Below are 25125 nucleotides of genomic sequence, written 5' to 3'. Positions count from 1 at the left end.
GTTGGTTAGAATACCGGCCTGTCACGCCGGGGGTCGCGGGTTCGAGTCCCGTCCACTCCGCCACCATTAAAGGGTTACGTCAGTAATGGCGTAACCCTTTTTTCTTGCTCGCACGGTTCTGGGCATTAGTCCGGCCAGAATCATGGGGCTGCGCTGGCGGTATTTACGGGACGCTCTCGCCTATTTACCGACAGGGTGTTTTTGGACCGGGCGGCCTGGGGTCAGCGAACGGCCGAGGGCAGGTAGCCGAAGCGCGCGCGAAAGCGCTCGGCAAAGCGCGCACGCGACTGGTAGCCCGAGGCCTGCGCGATGAGCGGGATGCTCCACGACGTGGTCTGCACCAGCATCATCGCGTGGTGCATGCGCACATCGACCAGCAGATTGTCAAAGCGCTCGCGCTCGTTCGCAAGGCGCCTGCGCAGCGTGGCTTCGCTCATGGCGAGCGCACGCCCGGCCTCATGGGCCGTCCAGCGCCTCTCGGGGGCCTCGCCGATGAGGGTGCGCAGGCGGGCCGCAGTGCTGTTCTGCGCGCTCGGCCAAAAAACATGGCCGCGTTCCGCCAAGGCCGCGAGCAGGTCCATCAGCCGGTATTGCAGCCGCTCATCGCCCACGCGCCGCACGTCGATGCTGTCATGCACCTGGCGCAAGGTGGATGCGAGGTCATCGTCCAGCGGCATCTGCCGGAACGGCGCTGTGCGCTGCTCCCTGTCCGCTGCAGCGGGTGGACGGGCGCGATGGAATGCCTCCAGCAGCATGCTTGGCAGCGTCAAAAGGATCGAGCGAAAGCGCTGTTCGCTGCCACCCGGTGTTTTCACGAGGTCTGCGCAGGTGTTCGGCGCAACGAGCAGCAGCGATGCGGGCGAGTCCACCGCCATCTGTGCAGCGCCGTCGTCGAGATCGAGCCGGCCTGCCGCAACCAGCACGACGGTGGCCTCGTGGAACACAAAGCGGGGCGTGTGCTGCGGCTGCTTCAAACAGGGCTGTGCCAGCGTGCACAGGCTGCGCCGCAGCACGGGCGCACCCGATGGGAGTTGCCAGGGCACGGGCGTGCCGCTGGCTTCTTGCAGCGAGCGTGTGCCGGTAGCAAAGACCTGCGTGGGCGCCATCGGGCCAATCGCTCAGCCCACCGACACCGCAGGATTGAGGCTGTACAGCCCCGTGATGCTGGCCTGGCCCAGCACCGGGGCCGCGGCCAGCGCCGCGCGCACGCTGGCGCCCGTCAACGGGCCTGCGACGGCGAGGGTCGGTGTGGCCAGTGCATAGACGGTGAAGACGTAGTGGTGCACCAGCGTGTCGTTCCATGGTGGGCAGGGGCCGTCGTAGCCGTGGTAGTCCCCCTTCATCTGTTCGTCGCCCGCGAACCAGCCGGTGTAGTCGTTGATGCCGTGGCGGGCGCCGCCAGGTGCGGCAGGACCGGGTTTGCCGCGCGGCGTCACCCCGTCTGAATGGCTGCCCGCCGCGATCTGCCGGGTATCGGCCGGCAGGTCGAGCAGCAGCCAGTGGAAGAAGTCCACGCGCGGCAGCGCTGCGGGCACTTCGCGGCCCTCCTGGTTCACGTCGTCGCCGCGGCTGGGCACATCCGGGTCGTGGCAGACCACCACAAACGACTGGGAGCCCTCCGGTGCTTCGCTCCAGGCGAGGTGTGGATTGCGGTTCGACGACAGCGCGACATGCGTGGCGGCGTCGGGCACCGCGAACGCGAATTCGCCTGGGATCGCCTGGCCGTCCTGAAAACTTTGGCTGGTGAGTTGCATGGCTTGTGTCCTGTGTTGGGGGTGAAGGATGGGTGTTGGCGAATTCTAGGGACATGCCGCGCCGATGACGTTCCAGAGCCAATCAAATGGACTCCCGATCCGCTCAATGTGACGGCATTTGAGCCTTTGCGTGGTGGCCGTGCCGTCAGCGGTCGTGCATCCGCTCTGCGCAGAACTCCCGCACCACCTTCAAGGCAGGGGGCTCGGTGACGCCTTCCAGCGTGACGAAGGCAAACTGCGAAGTCAGCCGCAGCGGGCGGCTTAGCCGCAGTTCCGCCAGTTCGCCCCGGTCGATGGGCGCGCGTGCCACTTCGATGGCGCCCAGGAACACGGCGTCGGTGGTGCGCACCACTTCGAGCAGGCAGGCCGCCTCATCTGACTGGAACAGGATCGCTTCGTTGAAGTGCACGGACTGGCCGAAGTGGGCATTGAGGCTTTGCACCGCCTCGTCGCTCAGGCCTGTGCCACTGGCGGCCAGCGGGTACTGGCGCAACTGTGCGAACGACACCTGCGCGGCCCCCTGCAGCGGATGGCCGCTGCGGCAGACGAAGCCCAGGCGCATTTCCGGAAACAGGTCCACGTTGAGGTCGTCGTACGGGGACAGGGAGCGCCGGTGGATCACCAGCGCATCCAGGTCCCTGGCGCGCAGGCTCTGCAACTGCAACTCCGCCGGGCCGCTGGAGAGCTGCACCTTGATGCGCGGATGGTGCGCAAGCATGTGCTGCAACAGCGGCACGGCCAGCATCGCCGTGGGCGCAGGGCCAAGGCCCAGCTTCACGGTGCCGACTTCCAGACCGGCTAGCAGGCTGGCACTGCGCTTGAGCTCGGACAGCTCCAGCCCGATGCGCCGCGCCCGCGCAGCGACCAGAACACCGAGCGGCGTGAGCTCCTTGCGCTTGCCGGCGCGCTCGATGAGCGGGGCACCCAGCTCGTCTTCCAGGGCCAGGATGCTGCGGCTGAGCGCGGGCTGTGTGAGGTGCAGCTGCTCGGCCGCCCGGCTGAACGAGCCGGTTTCTGCGACGGCGAGCAAGTGCTCGAACTGCTGGAGATTCATGGCGACGGCTGTGGTTTATATGAGAAATGGTAATGCAATTTCAAATAATTATGCATTGGACGGCATGGTTTGCGCTGCTTAGCATTGCCCTGCAATCAACTCAATGCGAAGGCGATCCATGGTTTCACATCCTCTTCTCGCAAGCCTGGCGATGGGCCTTTGCGCTCTGGCCTCCATGCCGCTGCAGGCCCAGCAGGCCTGTCCGTCGAGGGCCATCACCGTGGTCGTGCCGGTGGCCGCGGGCGGTGCCGCAGATGGCCTGGCGCGGGCCTGGGCCGACCATGTGGGCAAATCGCTCGGGCAACCCGTGGTGGTCGACAACAAGCCCGGTGCCAATGGCGGCATCGCGGCCAGCTACGTCGCCAAGCAACCCGCCAACGGCTACACCCTCCTGTTCGGCAGCACGTCGAACATGTCGCTCAACCGCTTCTCGTACAAGACGCTCGCCTACGACCCGGTGAAGGATTTCGATCCGGTGCTGATGCTGGCGGGCACCTCGCAGGTGCTGGTGGCCAACCCGGCGTCGGGCATCAAGTCGCTGGACGACCTTGTCAAGCTGGCCCGCGCCAAGCCCGACTCGCTCAACTACGGGTCTGCCGGCAAGGGCAATTCGACGCACCTCAACGTCGAGTTCCTGGCGCAGCACTATGGCCTGCAGATGACCCACGTGCCATACAAGGGCGCGGCCCCGGCCATGGTCGGGCTCATGGGCGGCGAGACCCAGGTCACGGCCGATGCCATCACCAGCGTGGTGCCCCAGGCCAAGGGCGGCAAGGTGGTGCCGCTGCTGGTGTTCGGCAGCCAGCGCTCACCGGCCTTGCCGAATGTGCCCACGGTCTACGAAGCCGGGCTCAAGGACTTCCCTGCCGGCGGCTGGTATGGGCTGATGGTGCCCAAGGGCACGCCCAGGGAGGTGGTGGCGCTGCTGAATGCCGAGACGAAGAAATTCTGGGCCGACCCGACCGTCAAGGCCCGCATGGACGCGCTGTTCATGGACCCGCCCACGGCCCTGGGCCCCGAAGCGGTCGCCAGGACCATGCAGGACGAGGCCCTGGTATGGGGCCCGATCATCAAGCGCCTGGGCATCCAGAACGAGTGAGCACCACCCATGCAGCGCAACACGGTGTCCGACATGCCTTTCTCTCCTTCCATCGACACGGCCCCCACCGCACAACCCAGGGTGCACCTGCCGCGCAGCGAGGACTTCCTGCTCTGGTCGCCCCCCTTGCAGGCCCATGGCTACCGCATCGTGGACCAGCTCTTTGCCACGCGCACCATCCGGCGCGGCCCAGTCGCCAGGCCTGTTGTGCGTGGCCGTGAACTGCAGCTGCACTATGCCCACGCGGGCGAGCCGCGCACGGTCGCGGACTTCATGGACCGCAACTGCGTGGCCGGCCTGCTCGTGATCCGCGATGGCCAGGTGGTGCTCGAGCACTATGGCCTGGGGCTGCAGCCGGGTGAGCGCTGGAGCACCATGTCCACCGTGAAGTCGATGACGGCGCTGTTGGTGGGTGCCGCCGTGCGCGATGGCGCCATCGGCAGCGTGGACGACCCGGTGGTGCGCTACCTGCCGCAGCTGCAGTCATCCGGCTACGCCGAGGTCACCGTGCGGCAGTTGATGACCATGTCCTCGGGTGTGGCCTGGTCCGAGGTCTACACCGACAAGCAATCCGACGTGAACCGCTACAGCAAGTCGCTGGCGGACAAGGTGCCGGGCGGCGTGCTGCGCATGCTGCAGGCCGTGTCCCCGCAGCACGCGCCCGGCAGCCACTGGCACTACAACACGGGCGATACCTACCTGCTCGGGTGCGTGCTGTGTGCGGCAACCGGGCAGACCCTGGCCGACTACATGAGCGCTTGCCTATGGCAGCCCTGCGGCATGGAGGACGATGCCTACTACACGCTCGAATCGGAGGGTGGCCAGGAGATCGCGGGCAGCCGCGCTGGCATGTCGCTGCGCGACATGGGGCGGCTGGCTTCGCTGGTCGTGGCGGACGGCATGCTGGATGGCGCGGCCATCCTGCCCCCGGGTTGGGTGGACACCATGGCCACCCGCGCCTTCGACATCCCCGAGGATTTCCATCCCGCCCGGCGCTCGCTGGGGCTCACGGGCTACGGCTTCGGCTGGTGGCTGACCGATGACGGCGCCATGCTGGCCATGGGCCATTCGGGCCAGCGCATCTACACCCATCGCGCCGAAAAGCTGGTGGTGGTGAACCTCGCGGTCTACCCCGAGCCGCGCTACGTGAGCCCACACGAGCACGACCGGGATGCCGAGCTGCACAGCTTCATCCAGGCCTGCAGGGCCTGACCCGCAAGGTCTCTTGGAGAGGGCGGGGCCTGGTCCTACAGAAAATCAGGACACGGCCGCCATGGCGTGGCAGTCTGCAGCGCCCAGCATGCATTGATCCGCCCCCACAGGACAAAAACATGCAACAAGCGACTGCGCTGCCGATTTCCCGGCGCGATTTGCTGATCGTCGGCGCCGCTTCCGGCGCGGCGACAGCCGCCATGCCCGCCGACGCCCAGACACCCGTGGCGCCCCAGCCGCCCGGCGTCACGGTTCCCACCCCCATGGCCAAGGTCACGTTCATCGTGAACAGCCAGCCGCGCGAGCTGGAGGTGGACACCCGCACCACGCTGCTCGACGCGCTGCGCGAGCACCTGCACCTTACCGGTACCAAGAAGGGCTGCGACCATGGCCAGTGCGGTGCCTGCACGGTGATCGTGGATGGCCGGCGCATCAATTCGTGCCTGACCCTGGCTGTCATGCACGAGGGAGCGCAGGTCACCACCGTGGAAGGCCTGGGCACGCCGCGCAACCTGCACCCCATGCAGGCGGCTTTCGTCAAGCACGACGGCTACCAGTGCGGTTATTGCACGCCGGGGCAGATCTGCTCGGCGGTGGGCGTGCTCGACGAGATCCGCCGGGGCATCCCGAGCCATGTGAGCGCCGACCTCACGGCGCGGCCCCTGCTGTCGGCCGATGAACTGCGCGAGCGCATGAGCGGCAACATCTGCCGCTGCGGCGCCTATTCGAACATCGTGGATGCCATCACCGAAGTGGCGGCGGGAGCAAAAGCATGAAGCCCTTCACCTACGAACGCGCCCAGTCCCCCGCAGAGGCGGCCGCCGCCGTCGAACGCGTCCCCGGCGCCAGGTTCATCGCCGGCGGCACCAACCTGCTGGACCTGATGAAGCTGCAGATCGAAAACCCCGTGCACCTGGTGGACGTGAACGCCTTGCAGCTCGACAGGATAGAGCCCACGCTCGACGGCGGCCTGCGCATCGGCGCGCTGGCGCGCAACACCGACCTGGCCGCGCACGAGCGCGTGCGACGCGACTACGCGGTGCTCTCGCGCGCACTGCTGGCCGGTGCCTCGGGCCAGTTGCGCAACAAGGCCACCACGGCCGGCAACCTGCTGCAGCGCACGCGCTGCCCGTATTTCTACGACACCCACATGCCCTGCAACAAGCGCCAGCCGGGCAGCGGCTGCAGCGCCATCGGCGGGGTCACACGCCAGCATGCGGTGGTTGGCACCAGCGCGGCCTGCATCGCCACGCACCCGAGCGACATGGCCGTGGCCCTGCGCGTGCTCGATGCCACGGTGGAAACCGTGCGCGGCGATGGCCGCACGCGGGTGATTCCCATCGCCGACTTCCACCGCCTGCCCGGCACCACCCCGCATGTGGAGACGGTGCTGGCCCCGGGTGAGCTCATCACTTCCGTCACGCTGCCCAAGCCCTTGGGCGGCACGCATATCTACCGCAAGGTGCGCGATCGCGCGTCCTACGCCTTTGCGCTCGTATCGGTGGCCGCCATCGTGAACCGCAATGGCACCGGCCGCATCGCCCTGGGCGGTGTGGCCCACAAGCCCTGGCGCGTGGCGGCCGCTGAGGCCGAGATGCCCCAGGGCGCCAAGGCCGTGGCAGCCAGGCTATTCGCTGGCGCGCAGCCGGCGCACGACAACTCCTTCAAGCTGACGCTGGCCGAGCGCACCATCGCCGCCGTACTGTTGCAGGCAAGGAGCTGAGCCATGAAGTTCGATACCCCCGCCACCACCAACCCCATTGATCAGCTCAAGTTCATTGGCCAGCCCATGGACCGCATCGACGGGCCCATGAAGACCAGCGGCACCGCCCCTTATGCCTATGAGCGCCACGACGCGGTGCAGAACCCCGCCTACGGCGTGGTGGTGGGCGCGGCCATTGCCAAGGGGCGCATCGAGTCCATGGACCTGCGCGCCGCACAGGCCTCGCCGGGCGTGATCACCATCGTCACGGCGCAGACAGCGGGCAAGCTCGGCAAGGGCCAGTTCAACACTGCCGCCTTGCTCGGCGGCCCCGAGATCGCGCACTACCACCAGGCCATCGCGCTGGTGGTGGCCCAGACCTTCGAGCAGGCGCGGGCGGCTGCGCAACTGGTGAAGGTGCAGTACAGCCGCGCCAACGGCCGTTTCGATCTGGCTGCGGCCCGCCCCTCGGCGCACAAGCCGCCCGAACAGGATGGGTCGCCCGCCGACACGCGCAAGGGCAATTTCGAGAAAGCCTTCGATACCGCACCGGTGCAGCACGATGCGACCTACACCACACCCGACCACTCGCACGCCATGATGGAGCCGCATGCCTCCACGGCAGCATGGAAGGGCGAAAAGCTCACGGTGTGGACCTCCAACCAGATGATCGACTGGAGCGTGGGCGACCTGGCCAAGACCCTGGGCATCCCCAAGGACAATGTGCGCCTGGTCTCGCCCTTCGTCGGCGGCGGCTTTGGCGGCAAGCTCTTCATCCGTGCCGACGTGTTACTGGCCGCCCTCGGCGCCAAGGCGGCGCGCCAACCCGTGAAGGTGGCGCTGCAGCGGCCGCTGATCGCCAACAACACCACGCACCGCCCCGCCACCATCCAGCGCATCCGCATTGGCGCCGCCAAAAACGGCAAGATCAGCGCCATCGCGCACGAGAGCTGGTCGGGCGATCTGCCGGACGGCAAGCCCGAGACGGCGGTGAACCAGACACGGCTGCTCTACGCCGGCGCCCACCGGCTCACCGCCACGCGCCTGGCCGTGCTCGACCTGCCCGAGGGCAACGCCATGCGCGCGCCCGGCGAGGCGCCGGGCATGATGGCGCTGGAGATCGCGATGGACGAGATGGCGACCAAGCTGGGCATCGACCCGGTGGAGTTCCGCGCCATCAACGATACCCAGGTCGACCCCGAAAAGCCCGAGCGGCCTTTCTCGCAGCGCCAACTTGTCGAATGCCTGCGCACCGGTGCCCAGCGCTTCGGCTGGAGTCAGCGCCGCGCCGAGCCTGCCCAGGTGCGCGACGGCCGCTGGCTCGTCGGCATGGGCGTGGCTGCGGCATTCCGCAACAACATGGTGATGAAGTCGGGCGCGCGGGTGCGCCTCAACAGCCGAGGCGTGGTGACGGTGGAGACCGACATGACCGACATCGGCACCGGCTCGTACACCATCATCGCGCAGACCGCTGCAGAGATGATGGGCGTGCCCATCCACAAGGTCATGGTGCGCCTGGGCGACTCGGCCTTCCCCGTGTCGGCCGGCTCGGGCGGGCAGTGGGGTGGCAACTCGTCCACTGCCGGCGTGTACGCCGCCTGCGTGAAGCTGCGCGAGACCGTGGCGCAGAAGCTCGGCGTGCCGGTCGATGGCGCCGTGTTTGCCGACGGCACGGTGCGCTCGGGCGAGCGCTCCGTGCCGCTGGCCGAGGCTGCGGCTGGCGGTGAATTGGTGGTGGAGGACACCATCGAGTACGGCGACCTGGACAAGAAGTACCAGCAATCGACCTTCGGCGCGCATTTCGTGGAGGTGGGGGTGGACGTGGCCACCGGCGAGATCCGCGTGCGCCGCATGCTGGCGGTGTGCGCCGCCGGCCGCATCCTGAATCCCAAGTCCGCGCGCAGCCAGGTGATCGGCGCCATGACCATGGGCGTGGGCGCCGCGCTGATGGAAGAGCTGGCCGTGGACAAGCGCCAGGGCTTCTTCGTCAACCACGACCTGGCAGGCTACGAGGTGCCGGTGCATTCCGACATCCCGCACCAGGAGGTGATCTTCCTGGACGAAACGGACCCGGTCTCCTCGCCCATGAAGGCCAAGGGCGTGGGCGAGTTGGGCCTGTGCGGCGTGGCGGCGGCTGTGGCCAACGCGGTCTTCAACGCCACGGGCGTGCGGGTGCGCGACTATCCCGTCACGCTCGACAAGCTGCTGGACAAGCTGCCTGAAGTGACCTGAAAGTCAGTTCGACAGCTCGCGCAGTAGCTCCGTCTCGATCTGGATCTGCCGCGCGTTGTTCTGCAGCTCGGGCCCCTGCACCAAAAAGGTGTCTTCCACCCGCTCGCCCAAGGTGCTGACCTTGGCCAGTTGCACGCTCAGGTGGTGGTTGGCGAGTACCCGGGCCACCAGGTAGAGCAGGCCCGCGCGGTCGCTGGCCGAGATGGCCAGCAGCCAGCGCTGGGCCTTCTCGTCCGGGCGCAGGGTGACGCGCGGGGCGATGGGGAAGCTCTTGACCCGGCGCGACACGCGCTTGCGCGTGGGCTCGGGCAGCGGGCCGCCTTCCTCGATCACATGCACCAGGTCGCTCTCCACCATGTGGGTCAGCTCGCGGTAGTGGCCGGCCTGGTCGTCGGCCACGATCTGGAAGGTATCGAGCGCATGCTGGTTGTTGGCCGTGTGCACGCGCGCATCCAGGATGCTGAAGCCCGCGCGGTCGAAGTAGCCGCAGATGCGGGCGAACAGGTCTTCCTGGTCGGGCGCGTAGACCATCACCTGCAGGCCGTCGCCGGCCAGCGACTGGCGGGCACGCACCACGGCGCGCGGCGCGCCCACGTGGCGCGACAGGTGGCGCGTGTGCCAGGCGATGTCGGCGGCCTCGTGGCGCATGAAGTAGCTCACGTCCAGCGTGGCCCACAGGGCCTTGTGCGCCTCGAAGGGCAGGGCGCTCAGGGCCAGCAGCACCAGGGCCTCGCGCTTGCGCGCCTCGACCTCGGCGGCGGCATCGGGCGCCCGCCCGCCCAGGGCGCGCAAGGTTGCGCGGTACAGGTCTTCCAGCAGCTTGCCCTTCCAGGCGTTCCACACCTTGGGGCTGGTGCCGCGGATGTCGGCCACTGTCAGCAGGTACAGCGCCGTGAGGTAGCGCTCATTGCCCACGCGCTTGGCAAAGGCGGCGATCACGTCGGGGTCGCTCAGGTCTTCCTTTTGCGCGATGCGGCTCATGGCCAGGTGCTCGCTGACCAGGAATTCGACGAGCTGCGCATCCTCGCGGTCCACGCCGTGCTGGCGGGCGAACCGCCGCACCTCCATGGCGCCGATCTGCGAATGGTCGCCACCGCGACCCTTGCCGATGTCGTGGAACAACGCGGCCAGGTACAGGATCCAGGGCTTGTCCCAGCCGCCGGCCAGTTGCGAGCAGAACGGGTATTCGTGCGCGTGCTCGGCCATGAAGAAGCGGCGCACATTGCGCAGCACCATCAGGATGTGCTGGTCCACCGTGTAGACGTGGAACAGGTCGTGCTGCATCTGCCCCACGATGCCGCGAAACGCCCACAGGTAGCGCCCCAGCACCGAAGTCTGGTTCATGAGCCGCATGGCATGCGTGATGCCGGCGGGCTGCTGCAGGATGCGCATGAAGGCGGCGCGGTTCACCGGGTCGCTGCGAAAGGCCCCGTCCATCACGCTGCGGGCGTTGTACAGGGCCCGCAGGGTGCGGGCCGACAGGTCCTTGAGCCCCACCGTGGTCTGGTAGAGCAGAAAGGTCTCCAGGATGGCGTGCGGGTCCTTCAGGTACAGGTCGTCGCTGGCCACCTCGATCAGGCCCGACTTCTCGAAGAAGCGCTCGTTGATGGGGCGCGGTTCGTGCGCCGAGGGGTTGAGCGATTCCTCGATGTTGAGCAACAGGATCTGGCTGAGCTGCGAGACCGCCTTGGCCGCCCAGTAGTAGCGGCGCATCATGGCCTCGCTGGCGCGCATCGGCAGGCGTGAGCCGTCGGGCGCCTGCGAGCGGTAGCCGAAGGACTCTGCCACCGTGGTCTGCAGGTCGAACACCAGGCGGTCCTCGTGCCGGCCTGCTGCGGCATGCAGGCGCGCGCGGATCAGGCACAGCACGGCCTCGTTGCGCTCGATCTGGCGCACCTCGAAGGCCGTGGCCATGCCGCTGGTGGCCAGCTCCTTCCAGGTGCTGCCCAGGCCGGCCGCGCGGGCCACCCACAGGATCATCTGCAGGTCGCGCAGGCCGCCGGGCGACTCCTTGCAGTTGGGCTCCAGCGCGTAGGGGGTGTTCTCGTACTTGTTGTGGCGCTGGCGCATCTCCAGCGTCTTGGCCACCAGAAAGGCCTGCGGGTCCATCTGCGCGCGGTATTGCACCTGGAACTGCGCGAACAGCCCGGTGCTGCCGCAGATCTGCCGCGCTTCGAGCAGCGAGGTCTGCACCGTCACGTCGGCCGCCGACTCGGCCAGGCACTCGGCAATGGTGCGCACGCTGGAGCCGATTTCCAGCCCCGCATCCCAGCAACTGCCGATGAAGGCTTCGAGCTGCGCCCGCAGCACGCTGCAGCCATCGGCGGCCCGGTCATCGGGCAGCAGCAGCAGCACATCCACGTCGGAATACGGGAACAGCTGGTCGCGCCCGAACCCGCCCACCGCCACCAGGGCCAGGTCGGGGGGCAGCTCGGCCCGGCGCCACAGCTCCTGCAGCAGGCTACCCGCCAGGGTGGAAAGCTTGCGCAGCAGCACGCGGATGCCGCGCGTGGACGCGCCTGTGGCCTGGATGGAGGCCATCAGCGCCGCCTTGTCGCGGCGGTAGGCGTCCCGAAGGGCGTGGATTTCGGTCATGGACGATAGGGGCGTTGCAGTCGATATGGCCATGCAGTGTTCCACGCAAGAGTCGTGCGCAGCGGGGTTCCCGCTGACTTTTTATGTCTTTGTGGCGGTCACAAAGGACGGCAGCGGCGGCGAGCCGGCCGACAGCGTCATCACCTCGTAGCCCGTCTCGGTGACCAGCACCGTGTGCTCCCACTGGGCAGACAGGCTATGGTCCTTGGTGACGATGGTCCAGCCGTCGTTGCCATGGTCCTTCACCTCGCGGCGGCCGGCGTTGATCATGGGCTCGATGGTGAACACCATGCCGGGCTTGAGTTCGTCGAGCGTGCCGGGCTTGCCGTAGTGCAGCACCTGGGGCTCTTCATGGAAGCGCTGGCCGATGCCGTGGCCGCAGAACTCGCGCACGATGGAAAAACCCAGGCCTTCGGCAAACTTCTGGATGGCGTGGCCGATGTCGCCCAGGTGGGCGCCCGGTTTGACCTGCACGATGCCATGCCACATGGCATCGAAGGTCACCGCGCACAGGCGCTTGGCGGCGATGGAGGTTTCGCCGATCAGGTACATGCGGCTGTTGTCGCCGTACCAGCCCTCCTTGGTGATCACGGTGACGTCCACGTTCACGATGTCGCCCTTTTTCAGGGGCTTGTCGTTCGGGATGCCATGGCACACCACGTTGTTGACCGAGGTGCACAGCGACTTGGGGTAGGGCGGGTAGCCCGGCGGCTGGTAGCCCACCGTGGCCGAAATCGTGCCCTGCTGGACCATGCATTCGGCGGCCAGCCGGTCGATTTCGTTGGTGGTGATTCCGGGCTTGATGTGGGGGGCGATGTAGTCCAGCACTTCAGACGCCAGGCGGCAGGCGACGCGCATGCCCTCGATGTCCTGTGCAGTTTTGATGGTGATGCTCATGGGGGGATTATCCCATTGCGGGCCGGACGGCGCATGCGGTGGGAAGACGCCGGTTAAAATGGGAGGCCAACCGCCACCAAGCCTGCGTTTTTCGGATGGCGGCGGCGCCCACCGTACCCCTCACACCCCAACAGGCCGCTACCGTGACCTTGCACATGACCACGCTGGCGGGCGGCAACGCCCTCAGCACCTTTCGCGCCCAGCAACTCCAGCCTGCCCTCGAGGCCATCCACCCCAAGATCACTGGCATCGCTGCGCGCTTCGTGCACCTGGTGGCCACCGATGCGGCGCCCTCGCCAGCCGATCAGGAGCGCCTGGCGGCCCTGTTGACCTACGGGGATCCCTACGCCGGCCCAGACAATGGCGCGGTCATCGTCGTCACCCCGCGCCTGGGCACGCTCTCGCCCTGGGCTTCCAAGGCCACCGACATCGCGCGCAACTGCGGCATCGCGATCCGCCGCGTGGAGCGCATCACAGAGTACCGCGTAGCCCTCAAGCCCGGCCTGCTGGGCGGCACGCCCGAGCTGAGCGCCGTCCAGTTGGCCCAGGTCGCGGCCCTGCTGCACGACCGCATGACCGAATCGGTGGTGGCCGACCGCAGCGGCGCCGCAGCGCTGTTCACCGAGCTGCAGCCCGCGCCCATGGAGCATGTGGATGTGCTGGGCGGAGGCCGCGCCGCGCTGGAGGCTGCCAACACCCGCTTCGGCCTGGCCCTGGCCGAGGACGAGATCGAATACCTGGTCAACGCCTTCAACGGCCTGGCGCGCAACCCCAGTGATGTCGAGCTGATGATGTTCGCCCAGGCCAACAGCGAACACTGCCGCCACAAGATCTTCAACGCCGAATTCACCGTCGACGGCGTGGCGCAGGACAAGAGCCTGTTCGGCATGATCCGCAACACCCACCAACTGGCGCCCCAGCACACGGTGATCGCCTATTCGGACAATGCCTCCGTCATGGAAGGCCATCAGGTCGAGCGTTTCCTGGCGCGCATGGGCGATGCGGGCACGGTGGGCTACGCCAAGAGCGAAGCCACCCAGCACGTGCTGATGAAGGTGGAAACGCACAACCACCCTACGGCCATCTCGCCCTTCCCTGGCGCCTCCACCGGCGCCGGCGGTGAAATCCGCGACGAAGGCGCCACCGGCCGGGGCTCCAAGCCCAAGGCGGGCCTCACCGGCTTCACGGTCTCCAAGCTCTGGGGCAGCGAGGTCGGCAAGCCCGAGCACATCGCCAGCCCGCTGCAGATCATGGTCGAAGGCCCCCTGGGCGGCGCCGCGTTCAACAACGAATTCGGCCGGCCCAACCTGGCGGGTTACTTCCGCGAGTACGAGCAGAACGTGGGCGGCGTGCAACGCGGCTACCACAAGCCCATCATGATCGCGGGCGGTGTGGGCGTGATCGACGCCGGCCTCACCAAGAAGATCGAATTCCCCGCTGGCTCGCTGCTGATCCAACTGGGCGGCCCGGGCATGCGCATCGGCATGGGCGGCAGTGCCGCCAGCTCCATGGCCACCGGCACGAATGCGGCCGAACTGGACTTCGACTCCGTGCAGCGCGGCAACCCCGAGATCGAGCGCCGCGCGCAGGAGGTCATCAACCACTGCTGGGCGCAGGGCGATGCCAACCCCATCCTGGCCATTCACGATGTGGGTGCGGGCGGCCTGTCCAATGCCTTCCCCGAGCTGACCAACGACGCCGGCCGCGGTGCACGCTTTGACCTGCGCGCCGTGCCGCTCGAAGAGTCGGGCATGGCGCCCAAGGAAATCTGGAGCAACGAGAGCCAGGAGCGCTACGTGCTGGCCATCGCCCCCGGTTCGCTGGCCCAGTTCCAGGCCTTCTGCGAGCGCGAGCGCTGCCCCTTCGCCGTGATCGGCACCGCCACCGAAGAGCGCCAACTGGTGCTGGACGACACGGCCGTGGCCGGTGGCGACCAGAAGAGCCCCGTCGATATGCCCATGAACGTGCTGCTGGGCAAACCGCCCAAGATGCACCGCGACGTGGCCACGGTGGAGCGCCAGTTCGCCCCCATGGACCTCACCGGCGTGCCGCTGCAGAAGGCCGTGATCGACGTGCTGGCCCACCCCACGGTGGCGTCCAAGCGTTTTCTCATCACCATTGGCGACCGCACGGTGGGTGGCCTGTCGCACCGCGACCAGATGGTGGGCCCCTGGCAGGTGCCCGTGGCCGACTGCGCCGTGACCCTGGCCGACTACAAGGGCTTTGCCGGCGAGGCCATGAGCATGGGCGAGCGCACGCCGCTGGCCGCCATCAACGCCCCCGCATCGGGCCGCATGGCCGTGGCCGAGGCCATCACCAACCTGCTGGCCGCGCCCATCGAGCTGCCGCGCGTCAAGCTCAGCGCCAACTGGATGGCCGCCTGTGGCGAGCCCGGTGAAGACGCGGCGCTGTACGCCACGGTGAAGGCCGTGGGCATGGAGCTGTGCCCGGCCCTGGGTATCTCCATCCCTGTGGGCAAGGATTCGCTGTCCATGCGCACGCAGTGGCAAGAGGGTGGCGACAAGAAGAAGGTCACCTCGCCCGTGAGCCTGATCGTGAGCGCCTTCGCCTCGCTGGCCGACGTGCGCGGCACGCTCACGCCGCAGCTCGATGCGACCGAAGCCGACACCACCCTGGTGCTGATCGACCTGGGCAAGGGCCAGAGCCGCATGGGCGGCAGCATCCTGGGCCAGACGCTGGACCAGAGCGGCGATGTGGTACCCGACCTCGACGACCCGCAGGACCTGGTGAACCTGGTCAACGCCGTGAACGCGCTGCGCGCCAAGGGCCAGATCCTGGCCTACCATGACCGCAGCGATGGCGGCCTGCTGGCCGCTGCCGCCGAAATGGCCTTTGCCGGCCACGTGGGCGTGTCGCTCAACGTGGACCTGCTGGTCACCGAAGGCGACGGCATCAGCGACAGCCGCATGGAAACCGGCGACGCCAAGAACTGGGCCACCCAGGTCAGCGCGCGCCGCGAAGAACTCACGCTCAAGGCCCTGTTCAACGAAGAGCTGGGCGTGCTGCTGCAGGTGCGCACCGCCGAGCGCAACGACGTGATGCAGCTGCTGCGCGAGCACAATCTGTCGCGCTTCAGCCATTTCGTGGGCAAGACGCGCCCCGTGTCCTCGCCCATCGACGCCGGCAAGGGCGAGCTGCAGGTCTGGCGCGATGCCAAGGCCGTGTTCAGCGCGCCGCTGGTCGACCTGCACCAGGTGTGGGACGCGGTGAGCTGGAAGATCTGCCAGCAGCGCGACAACCCCGCCAATGCCGATGCCGAGCACGCCGCTGCCGGCGCCCCGGCCGATCCCGGCATGCACGTGCACCTCACGTTCGACACGGCCGAGAACGTGGCCGCGCCGTACCTCAACCTGGCGCGCCCCAGGGTCGCCATCCTGCGCGAGCAGGGTGTGAACTCGCACATCGAGATGGCCTATGCCTTCACCGAAGCGGGCTTCGAGGCCTATGACGTGCACATGACCGACTTGCAGACCGGCCGTGCCCAACTGGCGGACTTCAAGGGCGTGGTCGCCTGTGGCGGCTTCAGCTATGGCGACACCCTGGGTGCCGGCATCGGCTGGGCGCGCAGCATCACCTTCAACCCGGTGTTGGCCGAGCAGTTCCAGGGCTTCTTCGGCCGCACGGACACCTTTGGCCTGGGCGTGTGCAACGGCTGCCAAATGTTTGCCGAGCTGGCCGACATCATCCCCGGCGCGCAGGACTGGCCACGCTTCACCACCAACCAGAGCGAGCGCTTCGAGGCCCGCCTGTCGATGGTGGAGGTGCTCAAGTCCCCCAGCCTGTTCTTCCAGGGCATGACCGGCAGCCGCCTGCCGATCGCCGTGGCACACGGCGAGGGCTATGCCAATTTCCGCTACCGCGGCAATGCTGACAAAGCGATTGCCGCCATGCGCTACGTGGACAACCACGGCGCGGCCACCGAGCAGTACCCCTTCAACCCCAACGGCAGCGCGGGCGGCCTCACCGCCGTGACCACTGCCGACGGCCGCTTCACGGCCATGATGCCGCACGCCGAGCGCGTGTTCCGTAACGTGCAGATGAGCTGGACCAGCGAAGACCGCAGCCAGCTGAGCCCGTGGATGCGCCTTTGGCAAAATGCCCGCAAGTGGGTAGGCTGATGGGGCTGGAGTTGCCGCTGCAGCGGCAATGACCTCCAAACGGGGCTTCGGCCCCGTTTTTCATGCGCGAGGCGCTTGTTGCCTCAGATCACTAGCGCGGGCCGCTGGTACACCAGCAGCCGGCCCTTGTAGGCGGGCCGGTCGTCCAGGGCCGGGTGGTCCAGGCGCTCTTCCACCACGGCGAATCGGTGCACAGCCATCTGCTTGTGGAAGGCGCTGCGGTTGCCGCGATCCGGGTCCACGATCCAGATCTGGGCGCCCACGCCGGCGTGGCGGTCGATGAAACCGGCCAGGGTGGCGCGTGCGTCGCGCTCGTAGAGCACATCGCTGCCCATGATCAGGTCGAACTGGCCGCTCACGGTGCTGGCGGCGGTGCCGTCGCCCTCGGTGCCTTCGGGTGGGTTCCAGTGGCCGGCGCAGTATTTCATGGGCGGCAGGGCGTTCAGCCGCAGGTTCTCCAGCAAAAAGCGGTCGGCCAGCGGGTGTCCGTCGCTGGCAGTGATGTCCATGCCGCGCCGGTGGCACACCAGGCTGGCCAGGCCCAGGCCGCAGCCGATCTCCAGCACGCGCTCGCCCTCCTGCAGCGGCCGGGTGGCCATGCGCTCGGCCAGTTGCGTGCCCGAGGGCCACAGCAGGCCGAACAGCGGCCACAGGGCCGATGAGATGCCCAGCCGCTCGGCTTCGCCCAGCGGGTCAGAGAACTGCTGCCTGTCCAGCAGCGAACGGATGATGAGATTCGCAGCGCCCGCGATCGGGACGCTGTCTTGCTTGGTGAGGTAGCCTGGCATGGCCCGGGCGAGAAGCCCGGTATCAAGGGACCCCAAAGGTTGGTGGTGCAGCGCCAAGTATGCGCCTTTTGGCCTGTAGGGGCTTCCTTGCGTGGCCCGCAATGGGCTCCTGGCCTACTTGGCATGTAGCCGTTGGACGCGTGGGGACGGGCCCTGCGCGTTGCTATAGTCGGCGCATTCACCGCAATCGCAAGGACATTCCATGGCCGCTGGCAGCCTTCTAGCCCTGTTGGACGATATCGCCACCATCCTCGACGACGTCGCCCTCATGACCAAGGTGGCGGCCAAGAAGAGCGCCGCCATGGCCGACGACGTATCGGTCATGACCAAGGTGGCCGCACAGAAGACGGCCGGCGTGCTGGGCGATGACCTGGCGCTCAACGCCCAGCAGGTCACCGGCGTGCGCGCCGAGCGCGAGATCCCGGTGGTCTGGGCCGTCGCCAAGGGCTCCCTGATCAACAAGGCCATCCTGGTGCCGGCAGCGCTGTTGATCAGCGCCTTCGCGCCCTGGGCCGTCACTCCGCTGTTGATGATCGGCGGCGCCTTCCTGTGCTTCGAGGGCTTCGAGAAGATCGCCCACAAGTTCCTGCACAGCGAGAGCAAGGACGAGGCCGAGCACGAAAGCCGTGCCCAGGCCAATGCCAACCCCGCCGTGGACCTCGTGGCCATGGAAAAGGACAAGATCAAGGGCGCCGTGCGCACCGACTTCATCCTCTCGGCAGAAATCATCGCCATCACGCTGGGCACGGTGGCTACGGCCTCGTTTGCGCAGCAGGTGGCAGTGCTGGTGGGCATCGCGGTCATCATGACCATAGGCGTCTATGGACTGGTGGCCGGCATCGTCAAGCTCGACGACCTGGGCCTGTGGCTCAACAACAAGCGCAGCGCCGTGGCCAAGGCGCTGGGCACGGGCATCGTCAATGCGGCCCCCTGGCTCATGAAATTTTTGTCTATTGCCGGCACGGCCGCCATGTTCCTGGTGGGCGGTGGCATTCTGGTGCACGGCATTCCGGCCCTGCACCATGCCGTGGAGGGGGCTGGCGCTGCAGCCGGCACCTGGCCTGCGGGCGCTCTTTGGGGCGGGCTGATCTCCAATCTGCTGAATGCGGTGGTGGGCATCGTCGCGGGTGGCCTGGTGGTGGCTGTGGTGACTGCCGTGCAAAAAATGCGCGGCAAGGGCGCGGCCTCGCACTGAAGTGAAGCACCCCCTGAGGCGCTGCGCGCCTTCACCCCTCTCTCGACTCGCTACGCGATTCGGGAGGGGGACGCCCCCAGCGCGGCGGGGCGGCCCTTGCGCGGGGGCGCTGGCTTAGGCCGCGCCAGTTTCATGCGACGCGGGTGGCGCACAGATTGTTGATCCAGATCGAAGCCTGGGCGCTGGGTCGGTGGCGCGCCGCGCCAGCGGTGCCGATGGTTGATCTGTGGCAAGGCGCATCGGTGCGCGTGGGGGCCCAATGCATGCACGGGGGTCGTCCCCGTGCAACCGCATCGAATCGATCGCTCCCATGAAGAACAACAAGCTGCTGAACCTGGCCCTGGTGGCCGCCTGCGCGCTGGCATCCGGCGCCACCATGGCACAAGAATCCGAAGGCCCCTGGCTGGTGCGCGCCCGCGCCGTGAACCTGGCCAGTGCCAACAAGGACTTCACCGGCCTGGGCCTGTCGATCAACGACAAGGTGATCCCCGAGGTCGACGTCTCCTACTTCTTCACCAGGAACATCGCCGCCGAGCTGGTCCTGACCGTGCCGCAAAAGCACGATGTCAACGCCACTGCGCTGAACGGCAAGATCGGCACGCTCAAGCACCTGCCGCCCTCGCTGCTGCTGCAGTACCACTTCGACGCGCCCGGCTTCAAGCCCTATGTGGGCGCGGGCCTGAACTACACGCGCTTTTCCAGCGTGCACCTGCCTGCCGGCGTGGGCATCGACAAGAGCAGCTGGGGCGGCGCGCTGCAGGTGGGGGTGGACATTCCGCTGTCCAAGAACCTGGTCCTGAACCTGGACGTGAAGAAGGTCTACATCCAGGCCGACGTGTTCGCTGGCGGCGCCAAGGCGGGGACTTTCAAGGTGGATCCAGTGCTGGTCGGCATCGGCCTCGGCTACCGGTTCTAGGCGCTACGGCGGTAGAACGCCAAAGACCCGGCCAGCGCCAACAGCGCCCCGCCGCAGCAGCGGTCGAGCCAGAGCACGGCGCGGCGGCGCAGCAGCTGTACTGCCTTGGCGCCCACAATGGCATAGGCCAGCATCACCGCGAAATCCAGGCCTGCGAACACCACCGCAATAGCAGCGTACTGCGGCCATTGAGGCGCATTCGCGTCGATGAATTGCGGCAACAGGGCCGAGCAGAACAGATAGCCCTTTGGGTTGGTGACCGCCACCAGGAACGACTTGGCAAAGACGCTGCGGGCCGTCACACCCTGGGTACCGCCGGGCTGCGACAGCTCCAGCCCGCCCTGCGAGCGCAGCAGGCGCAGCCCCAGCCAGGCCAGATAGGCGGCGCCCACCCACTTGACGACCGAGAACGAGAACTCCGAGGCCGCCAGCAGCGCACCCAGGCCCAGCGCCACGGCGCCTACCAGCACAAAGTCGGACGCCACCGCTCCCAGCATGCCCGGCACCGAACGGCGCACGCCATAGCGCGAGCCATTGGCCAGCGCCAGCAGCACCGTGGGCCCGGGCGTGGCAATGGCCACCAGGGCCACCAGCGCAAAGAGCAGCAGGGTGGTGGTGCTCATGCCAGCACCGGGCCGCAGCCTTGCGGTTTGTGCACGCGTTCGGTCGACGCGGGAAACTTCGCGAGCTTGGATGCGGGCCTGCGCGGGCGCTGCAGCAGCTCACCCCCGCAATTGGGGCAGATGCCGCCCAGTTGGCCGCCCGCACAGGTGCTGCAGAAGGTGCACTCGAAGGTGCAGATGCGCGCGGCGGTGGAGTCGGGTGGCAGGTCGGTATCGCAGCATTCGCAGCTGGGGCGCATCTGGAGCATGGCGGGGCCTTGGGGTGGTCGGTAGACCGCTCACTCTATGCGCAGCGGCCGTGCCCGGCAAGATACAGACAGCTGCTGCCAGCAGCGCCGTCTGTACTGCTGCCTGCGTGCTCAGCCCGCCGGGGTCGCCGTCGGCGCGGGTGTTGTCGGCCCGGTGCCTGGCGGTGGGCGCAGGGGGCCATCGTCGAGCGCCCACATGCGCCGCCACAGCCAGGGAAGGGCGGTTTCAAGGTCGGGGCGCTGCCATTCCTGGCGGGCCTTGGCCGTGTCGGCCTGCACCTGCTTCGGCGTGCCAATGTCGAAGTGGAACGAGTACGCCGGCTCCATGCCCATGCGCAGGTCGGTGATGTAGATGTGCCCGCCCGCCTCGTTCATGCGATAGAAGCCGTGTGTGAAACGCGACAGGATCTGCACATGCGCATTGCGCAGGTAGGTTGCATACAACCCGGCGCCGCGTTCATGGCGTGTCCAGCGCATGGACTGGTCCTTTCCATCGGCCAGCGACCGAAAGCCCTCCAGGTAGTGCGTGGGCGTCATCGCCACCACGCGCCACAGCACGGCAGAGAAGGGTGCCGGCGTCACCAGCACGCGCTCGGCGGTGATGCCCTCTGACTGCAGCGAGGCTCGCGCAATGCCCTCCACATGCTGCTGCGCCAGCACGCCACAGCCCAGGTAGGCGGTGCTGAACACCAGCGCCCAGGCATTCCAGCGCAGGCCGCGCCTGCCGTCCCTGCCGCGTGCCACCAGTGCGGCCACCACCCCGATGATCAGCGGCACGGTGTACAGCGGGTCGATGATGAACACGCTGCCCACGCCGTAGGGGTGGTTGGTGAACGGGTACAGCAGCTGCGTGCCATAGACGGTCATCGCGTCGAGCAGCGGGTGCGTGACCAGCGCCAGCCACAAGGCCAGCCACCAGCGCAGCAGGTGTGGCATTTCGCCATGCAAGCGCGCCACCAGCCAGGCCAGCGGGCCTGACAAAAGTGTGAGGTTGAGCAAGGCATGGCTGCTGCTGCGGTGCAACACCATGTTGAGCATGGCATCGCCATGGTCGATGAAGGCATCCAGGTCGGGCAGCGTGCCGGCCACGGCGCCCCAGAAGACGGCTTTCCACGCGGCGGTGCGGCGGCCCATGGTGGCGAGGGTGACGGCAGCGCCCAGGGCGATCTGGGTCAGTGAATCCATGGGGCGGTGTGTCCTTGTCTGGTGTATTTGTGGCAAAGATGTGTCTGCAAGCGAAATGCGGGCCAGCCACAACAGGGCTTGCCGTGCCCGCGCCAGGGGCCCATGATTGTGGCGTGGCCCGATGACATGCCATACCCGCCATGCCGCCCGCGCAGCGGCACCCCCGGCGCGGCCACGACCTGAGCACATGCGCAATCGTCCTACTTGGGGGCCCCGGCCCCGCCGCTAACCTTCCGAACCATGGCCCACGCACTCCTCCAGAACCCGTCGCCCTTGCTTCCAACCCAGGGCGCGCCGCGCCAAACGGGCTGGAATGCCAAGCCACCCCACCTGGCCTTCGAAGCCTTCGAGGGGCTGGCCCCCGAGCCAGACAGCGCGCAAGCCCCTGTGCCCGCCCAGGCGCTGGCGGAGCAATCGGTCTTCGACGAGATCACCGAGGGCCTGCTGCAGCAGCCCGCCACCATCTCGCCCAAGTATTTTTACGACCAGCTCGGCTCGGAGCTCTTCGAGTCCATCACCCGACTGCCCGAGTACTACCCCACCCGCACCGAGCATGCGGTGATGCAGCAGCACGCCGCCGCCATTGCAGACGCCGTGGGCCACGGCCGTACGCTGATTGAACTGGGCGCTGGCAACTGCGAAAAGGCGCGCACCCTGTGCCGCACGCTGGCGCCGGCCTGCTTTGTGGGCGTGGACATCTCGGCCGACTTTCTGCAGGACGCAGTGGCCCGCATGCGCGAAGAATTCCCCGGCATGGACGCCCGCGCCGTGGGCGCTGACATGACGCGCGGCGTCACCCTGCCGGCCGACATCCCGCGCACCGGGCGCCTGGTGTTCTACCCCGGTTCGTCCATCGGCAACTTCGACCCACCGCATGCGCTGATGCTGCTGAAGCAGATGCGCGACCTGGTGGACGGCGAGGGTGAACTGGATGCCAACGGTGGCCTGCTCATCGGCATCGACCTGCCCAAGGATGTGGACGTACTGGAGGCCGCGTACGACGATGCCGCCGGTGTCACCGCTGCCTTCAACCTCAATGTGCTCACGCACGTGAACCGCCTTATCGGCAGCAATTTCGACCCCGCGCAGTGGCGCCACCTGGCCTTCTTCAACACCCTGCAGTCGCGCATTGAAATGCACCTGCAGGCCATGTCGCCCCTGCAGGTGCGCTGGCAGGGCGGCGGTGTACGCGACTTTGCGGCGGGCGAGTGCATCCACACCGAGAACAGCTACAAGTACACGCTGCCCGCATTCACCGACCTGCTGGCGCGCGCCGGCTTCTCGCGTGCCCAGGCCTGGACCGATCCGCGTGGCTGGTTTGCGGTGGTGCATGCGCAGCCTTGACACGCGGCTTGCGCCGCCACCATTGCACGGCAACGCGGGGTTGCCCGAGCGATTTTCCCAGCCGAATGCCGCCACGCTGGGGCACACTGGCAGGATGATGAACACCCTGGCGACGACGACGAACCCGCCCCCTCAGCCCGCCGACTACGCCGCCGTGCGCCAGCGCTCGGTGGAGCTGGCGGCGCCCCTGTCGGCGGAAGACGCCTGTGCCCAGTCCATGCCCGACGCCAGTCCCGCCAAATGGCACCTGGCGCACACCACCTGGTTCTTCGAGACCTTTGTGCTGGAGCCGCATGAACTGGCGTTTGCGCCCTTCCACGCCGAGTTTCGCGTGCTGTTCAACTCGTACTACAACGGCGTGGGCGCCAAGCACCCGCGCGCGCAGCGCGGCCTGCTCACGCGCCCCTCACTCGCCGAGGTGCTGGCCTACCGCGCCAATGTGGACGAACGCATGCAGCGCCTGCTGGCCCGCCACGCAGGCAACGCCAAGCTGCTGGCCCTGGTGGAGCTGGGCCTGCACCACGAGCAGCAGCACCAGGAGCTGCTGGTCACCGACATCAAGCACCTGCTCTCGTGCAACCCGCTGTTCCCGGCGTACCACACCCGCCAGCCCGCTGATACTACTGCAGGCAGCGGCCCCGCCCAGCCCCTCACCTGGCACCGCAGCGACGGCGGCGTGGTCGAAATCGGCCATGCCGGCAACTCTGGCGTTTTTGCTTTCGACAACGAACTGCCGCGCCACCGCGTCTACCTGCAGCCCCACGCCCTGGCATCGCGCCTGGTGAGCAATGGCGAGTATGCCGCCTTCATCGAAGACGGCGGCTACCGCAACCCCGCCCACTGGCTGGCCGAAGGCTGGGACTGGCGCACCGCGCAAGGCCTTGAACAACCGATTTACTGGCACCGCGCAGGGCAGGGCGGTGGCGATGATGCGTGGCACGAATTCACCCTGGCCGGCCTCGTACCCCTGGCCAGCGCATTGCCCGCCGTGCACCTGTCGTACTACGAAGCCGACGCCTACGCCCGCTGGGCCGGCGCCCGCCTGCCCACCGAGGCCGAATGGGAATGCGCCGCCGCGCGCCAGCCCCTGCAAGGCCACTTTGTCGACGGCCCCGATGCACTGCTGCACCCCGGCGTTGCCGAGGGTGGGGGCATGGCCCAGATGTTCGGCGATGCCTGGCAGTGGACCCAGTCGAGCTACGCCCCGTACCCCGGCTTTCGCACGGCCGAGGGCGCCGTGGGTGAGTACAACGGCAAGTTCATGGTCAACCAGTATGTACTGCGCGGGGGCTCGTGCGCCACGCCTGCGGGGCATGTGCGGGCCACGTACCGCAACTTCTTTCCGGCGACTGCGCGGTGGCAGTTTTCGGGGGTGCGGTTGGCAAGGGATGTGTAGGTCTGCTCATCGCACGGTGGGGCAGGGCCGGAGTTGCGCCGCAGCATTGCTGCATATATAAAGAAGCACACAAAATGGAAGCCGGGCCAGCCTACAATTTTGAATGCTTGCAACACAGGGAAGGGGGAGAATTCCATAGCAGAGCAGTTGTCGCGGGTTCTGGAAGGCAACACTGTCATTGCTCCTGACCAATTTACTTGAAATGTTGGGTTGTGGGATGTGGGCCCCTTTGCAGCGCAAACTTCGAACCCCAATAGAGCAGACTACTCAAACCTTGGAAAATGGATTTGCTTTGGGAATGCGTAAAGAGTGGCAAGTGAAATTCTATTTCGTTTTATTTTCTGTGGGTATATCGGGCGCGTGTCTTATTTTTCTGTTCTTGCAGCCAAGAACGGCAAGTGAGCTGACGCCACCCGACCCATTGATGGAGAGGGCTAGTGGTGGCGATATCGAAGCGATCAAAGCTATGATATTAAGGACCGAAAAAAATTCTCAGAGCCATCTACCTAACTATTGGCTCTATAAGGGAGCGCTTGCCGGTGATGCGACGTTGGTTGCTGAGTTTGAGGCGCAGTTCCGTGCCCTGTCTGACGAGCACAAAAGGGCGGAAATACAAAACATTAGAACGAGCGCTGCTTCAGTTGAGTTGAAAAACGTTATTTTAAAGAGGCTATCTGAAATATATCCGGAAGGATTTAAAAACGAACCTGCTCCGGGTCCAGAGGGCCGGTAGGTGTTCGCAACCC

General features: G+C 67.2%; 20 protein-coding genes. 11 read left to right on the top strand and 9 right to left on the bottom strand.

Going from position 1 to position 25125, the window contains the following annotated elements; all coding sequences use genetic code 11:
• Positions 1-221 precede the first annotated feature (221 nt).
• The 3 genes from ASE28_RS06985 to ASE28_RS06975 form a co-directional block, all read right to left on the bottom strand.
• The gene (locus tag ASE28_RS06985) at positions 222-1106 is read right to left on the bottom strand and encodes a helix-turn-helix transcriptional regulator (RefSeq protein ID WP_057265778.1); all 885 of its coding nucleotides are present in this window, start codon (positions 1104-1106) and stop codon (positions 222-224) included.
• 12 nt (positions 1107-1118) lie between these two features.
• On the bottom strand, positions 1119-1754 hold the full coding sequence (locus tag ASE28_RS06980; RefSeq protein WP_057265776.1) for a YbhB/YbcL family Raf kinase inhibitor-like protein: 636 nt from the start codon (positions 1752-1754) through the stop codon (positions 1119-1121).
• A gap of 145 nt (positions 1755-1899) precedes the next feature.
• Positions 1900-2808, bottom strand: a complete 909-nt coding sequence (locus tag ASE28_RS06975; protein ID WP_057265774.1) for a LysR family transcriptional regulator — start codon at positions 2806-2808, stop codon at positions 1900-1902.
• Between the two features lie 118 nt (positions 2809-2926).
• Here ASE28_RS06975 and ASE28_RS06970 point away from each other — a divergent pair, with 118 nt between their 5' ends.
• From ASE28_RS06970 to paoC, 5 genes are all read left to right on the top strand, one after another.
• Entirely contained in the window at positions 2927-3907 is a 981-nt protein-coding gene (locus ASE28_RS06970; protein WP_235516064.1) for a tripartite tricarboxylate transporter substrate binding protein, read from the top strand.
• A gap of 9 nt (positions 3908-3916) precedes the next feature.
• Complete coding sequence (locus ASE28_RS06965; RefSeq protein WP_057265770.1) at positions 3917-5119, top strand: serine hydrolase; 1203 nt, start codon at positions 3917-3919, stop codon at positions 5117-5119.
• A gap of 119 nt (positions 5120-5238) precedes the next feature.
• Positions 5239-5895: an aldehyde dehydrogenase iron-sulfur subunit PaoA gene (gene paoA / locus ASE28_RS06960; RefSeq protein WP_057265768.1), complete on the top strand. Its 657-nt coding sequence runs from the start codon at positions 5239-5241 to the stop codon at positions 5893-5895.
• Positions 5892-6842, top strand: coding sequence for a xanthine dehydrogenase family protein subunit M (locus ASE28_RS06955; RefSeq protein ID WP_057265766.1), 951 nt, complete (start codon positions 5892-5894; stop codon positions 6840-6842). The genes paoA and ASE28_RS06955 overlap by 4 nt, the downstream gene beginning before the upstream one ends.
• 3 nt (positions 6843-6845) lie before the next feature.
• Positions 6846-9053 carry an aldehyde oxidoreductase molybdenum-binding subunit PaoC gene (paoC, locus tag ASE28_RS06950; protein WP_057265764.1) on the top strand — a complete coding sequence of 736 codons (2208 nt, stop codon included), beginning with the start codon at positions 6846-6848 and terminating at the stop codon, positions 9051-9053.
• Positions 9054-9056: 3 nt separating this feature from the next.
• On the opposite strand, the gene ASE28_RS06945 is transcribed toward paoC, so the two are convergent.
• Together ASE28_RS06945 and map are read right to left on the bottom strand one after the other, a co-directional pair.
• On the bottom strand, positions 9057-11648 hold the full coding sequence (locus tag ASE28_RS06945) for a [protein-PII] uridylyltransferase (protein WP_200963912.1): 2592 nt from the start codon (positions 11646-11648) through the stop codon (positions 9057-9059).
• 81 nt (positions 11649-11729) lie between these two features.
• Positions 11730-12545, bottom strand: coding sequence for a type I methionyl aminopeptidase (gene map, locus ASE28_RS06940; protein ID WP_057203586.1), 816 nt, complete (start codon positions 12543-12545; stop codon positions 11730-11732).
• A gap of 143 nt (positions 12546-12688) precedes the next feature.
• On the opposite strand from map, the gene purL reads away from it, so the two are divergent.
• Positions 12689-16684, top strand: a complete 3996-nt coding sequence (gene purL / locus ASE28_RS06935) for a phosphoribosylformylglycinamidine synthase (RefSeq protein WP_057265875.1) — start codon at positions 12689-12691, stop codon at positions 16682-16684.
• A gap of 83 nt (positions 16685-16767) precedes the next feature.
• On the opposite strand, the gene ASE28_RS06930 is transcribed toward purL, so the two are convergent.
• A complete protein-coding gene (locus ASE28_RS06930; RefSeq protein WP_057265759.1) occupies positions 16768-17472 on the bottom strand; it encodes a methyltransferase in 705 nt (234 codons plus the stop codon).
• A gap of 202 nt (positions 17473-17674) precedes the next feature.
• On the opposite strand from ASE28_RS06930, the gene ASE28_RS06925 reads away from it, so the two are divergent.
• Together ASE28_RS06925 and ASE28_RS06920 are read left to right on the top strand one after the other, a co-directional pair.
• The gene (locus ASE28_RS06925; protein WP_057265757.1) at positions 17675-18667 is read left to right on the top strand and encodes a DUF808 domain-containing protein; all 993 of its coding nucleotides are present in this window, start codon (positions 17675-17677) and stop codon (positions 18665-18667) included.
• A gap of 310 nt (positions 18668-18977) precedes the next feature.
• Positions 18978-19583 (top strand): OmpW family protein, encoded by a 606-nt coding sequence (locus ASE28_RS06920; RefSeq protein ID WP_057265753.1) that lies wholly within the window; start codon positions 18978-18980, stop codon positions 19581-19583.
• Here the strand turns inward: ASE28_RS06920 and ASE28_RS06915 are convergent.
• The 3 genes from ASE28_RS06915 to ASE28_RS06905 all read right to left on the bottom strand — a co-directional run bounded on the left by ASE28_RS06915 (position 19580) and on the right by ASE28_RS06905 (position 21639).
• The gene (locus ASE28_RS06915; RefSeq protein WP_057265751.1) at positions 19580-20206 is read right to left on the bottom strand and encodes a LysE family translocator; all 627 of its coding nucleotides are present in this window, start codon (positions 20204-20206) and stop codon (positions 19580-19582) included. The two genes, ASE28_RS06920 and ASE28_RS06915, sit on opposite strands and share 4 nt — an antisense overlap.
• The gene (locus ASE28_RS06910; RefSeq protein WP_057265749.1) at positions 20203-20454 is read right to left on the bottom strand and encodes a DUF1272 domain-containing protein; all 252 of its coding nucleotides are present in this window, start codon (positions 20452-20454) and stop codon (positions 20203-20205) included. Before ASE28_RS06910 ends, ASE28_RS06915 begins: the two co-directional genes overlap by 4 nt.
• A gap of 111 nt (positions 20455-20565) precedes the next feature.
• Complete coding sequence (locus ASE28_RS06905; protein WP_057265747.1) at positions 20566-21639, bottom strand: metal-dependent hydrolase; 1074 nt, start codon at positions 21637-21639, stop codon at positions 20566-20568.
• A gap of 387 nt (positions 21640-22026) precedes the next feature.
• Here ASE28_RS06905 and egtD point away from each other — a divergent pair, with 387 nt between their 5' ends.
• The 3 genes from egtD to ASE28_RS31935 all read left to right on the top strand — a co-directional run bounded on the left by egtD (position 22027) and on the right by ASE28_RS31935 (position 25112).
• Positions 22027-22983: an L-histidine N(alpha)-methyltransferase gene (gene egtD, locus ASE28_RS06900; protein WP_057265874.1), complete on the top strand. Its 957-nt coding sequence runs from the start codon at positions 22027-22029 to the stop codon at positions 22981-22983.
• A 97-nt stretch (positions 22984-23080) separates the two neighbouring features.
• A complete protein-coding gene (gene egtB / locus ASE28_RS06895; RefSeq protein ID WP_235516062.1) occupies positions 23081-24379 on the top strand; it encodes an ergothioneine biosynthesis protein EgtB in 1299 nt (432 codons plus the stop codon).
• A 178-nt stretch (positions 24380-24557) separates the two neighbouring features.
• A complete protein-coding gene (locus tag ASE28_RS31935; protein WP_157421907.1) occupies positions 24558-25112 on the top strand; it encodes a hypothetical protein in 555 nt (184 codons plus the stop codon).
• The last annotated feature ends 13 nt before the right edge of the window (positions 25113-25125 follow it).

It is taken from the genome of Acidovorax sp. Root219 (genome assembly GCF_001428665.1).
Classification (GTDB): Bacteria; Pseudomonadota; Gammaproteobacteria; order Burkholderiales; family Burkholderiaceae_C; genus Acidovorax.
Note: the sequence above shows the minus strand (reverse complement) of the source record. Positions and strands in the feature narration are given on the sequence as shown.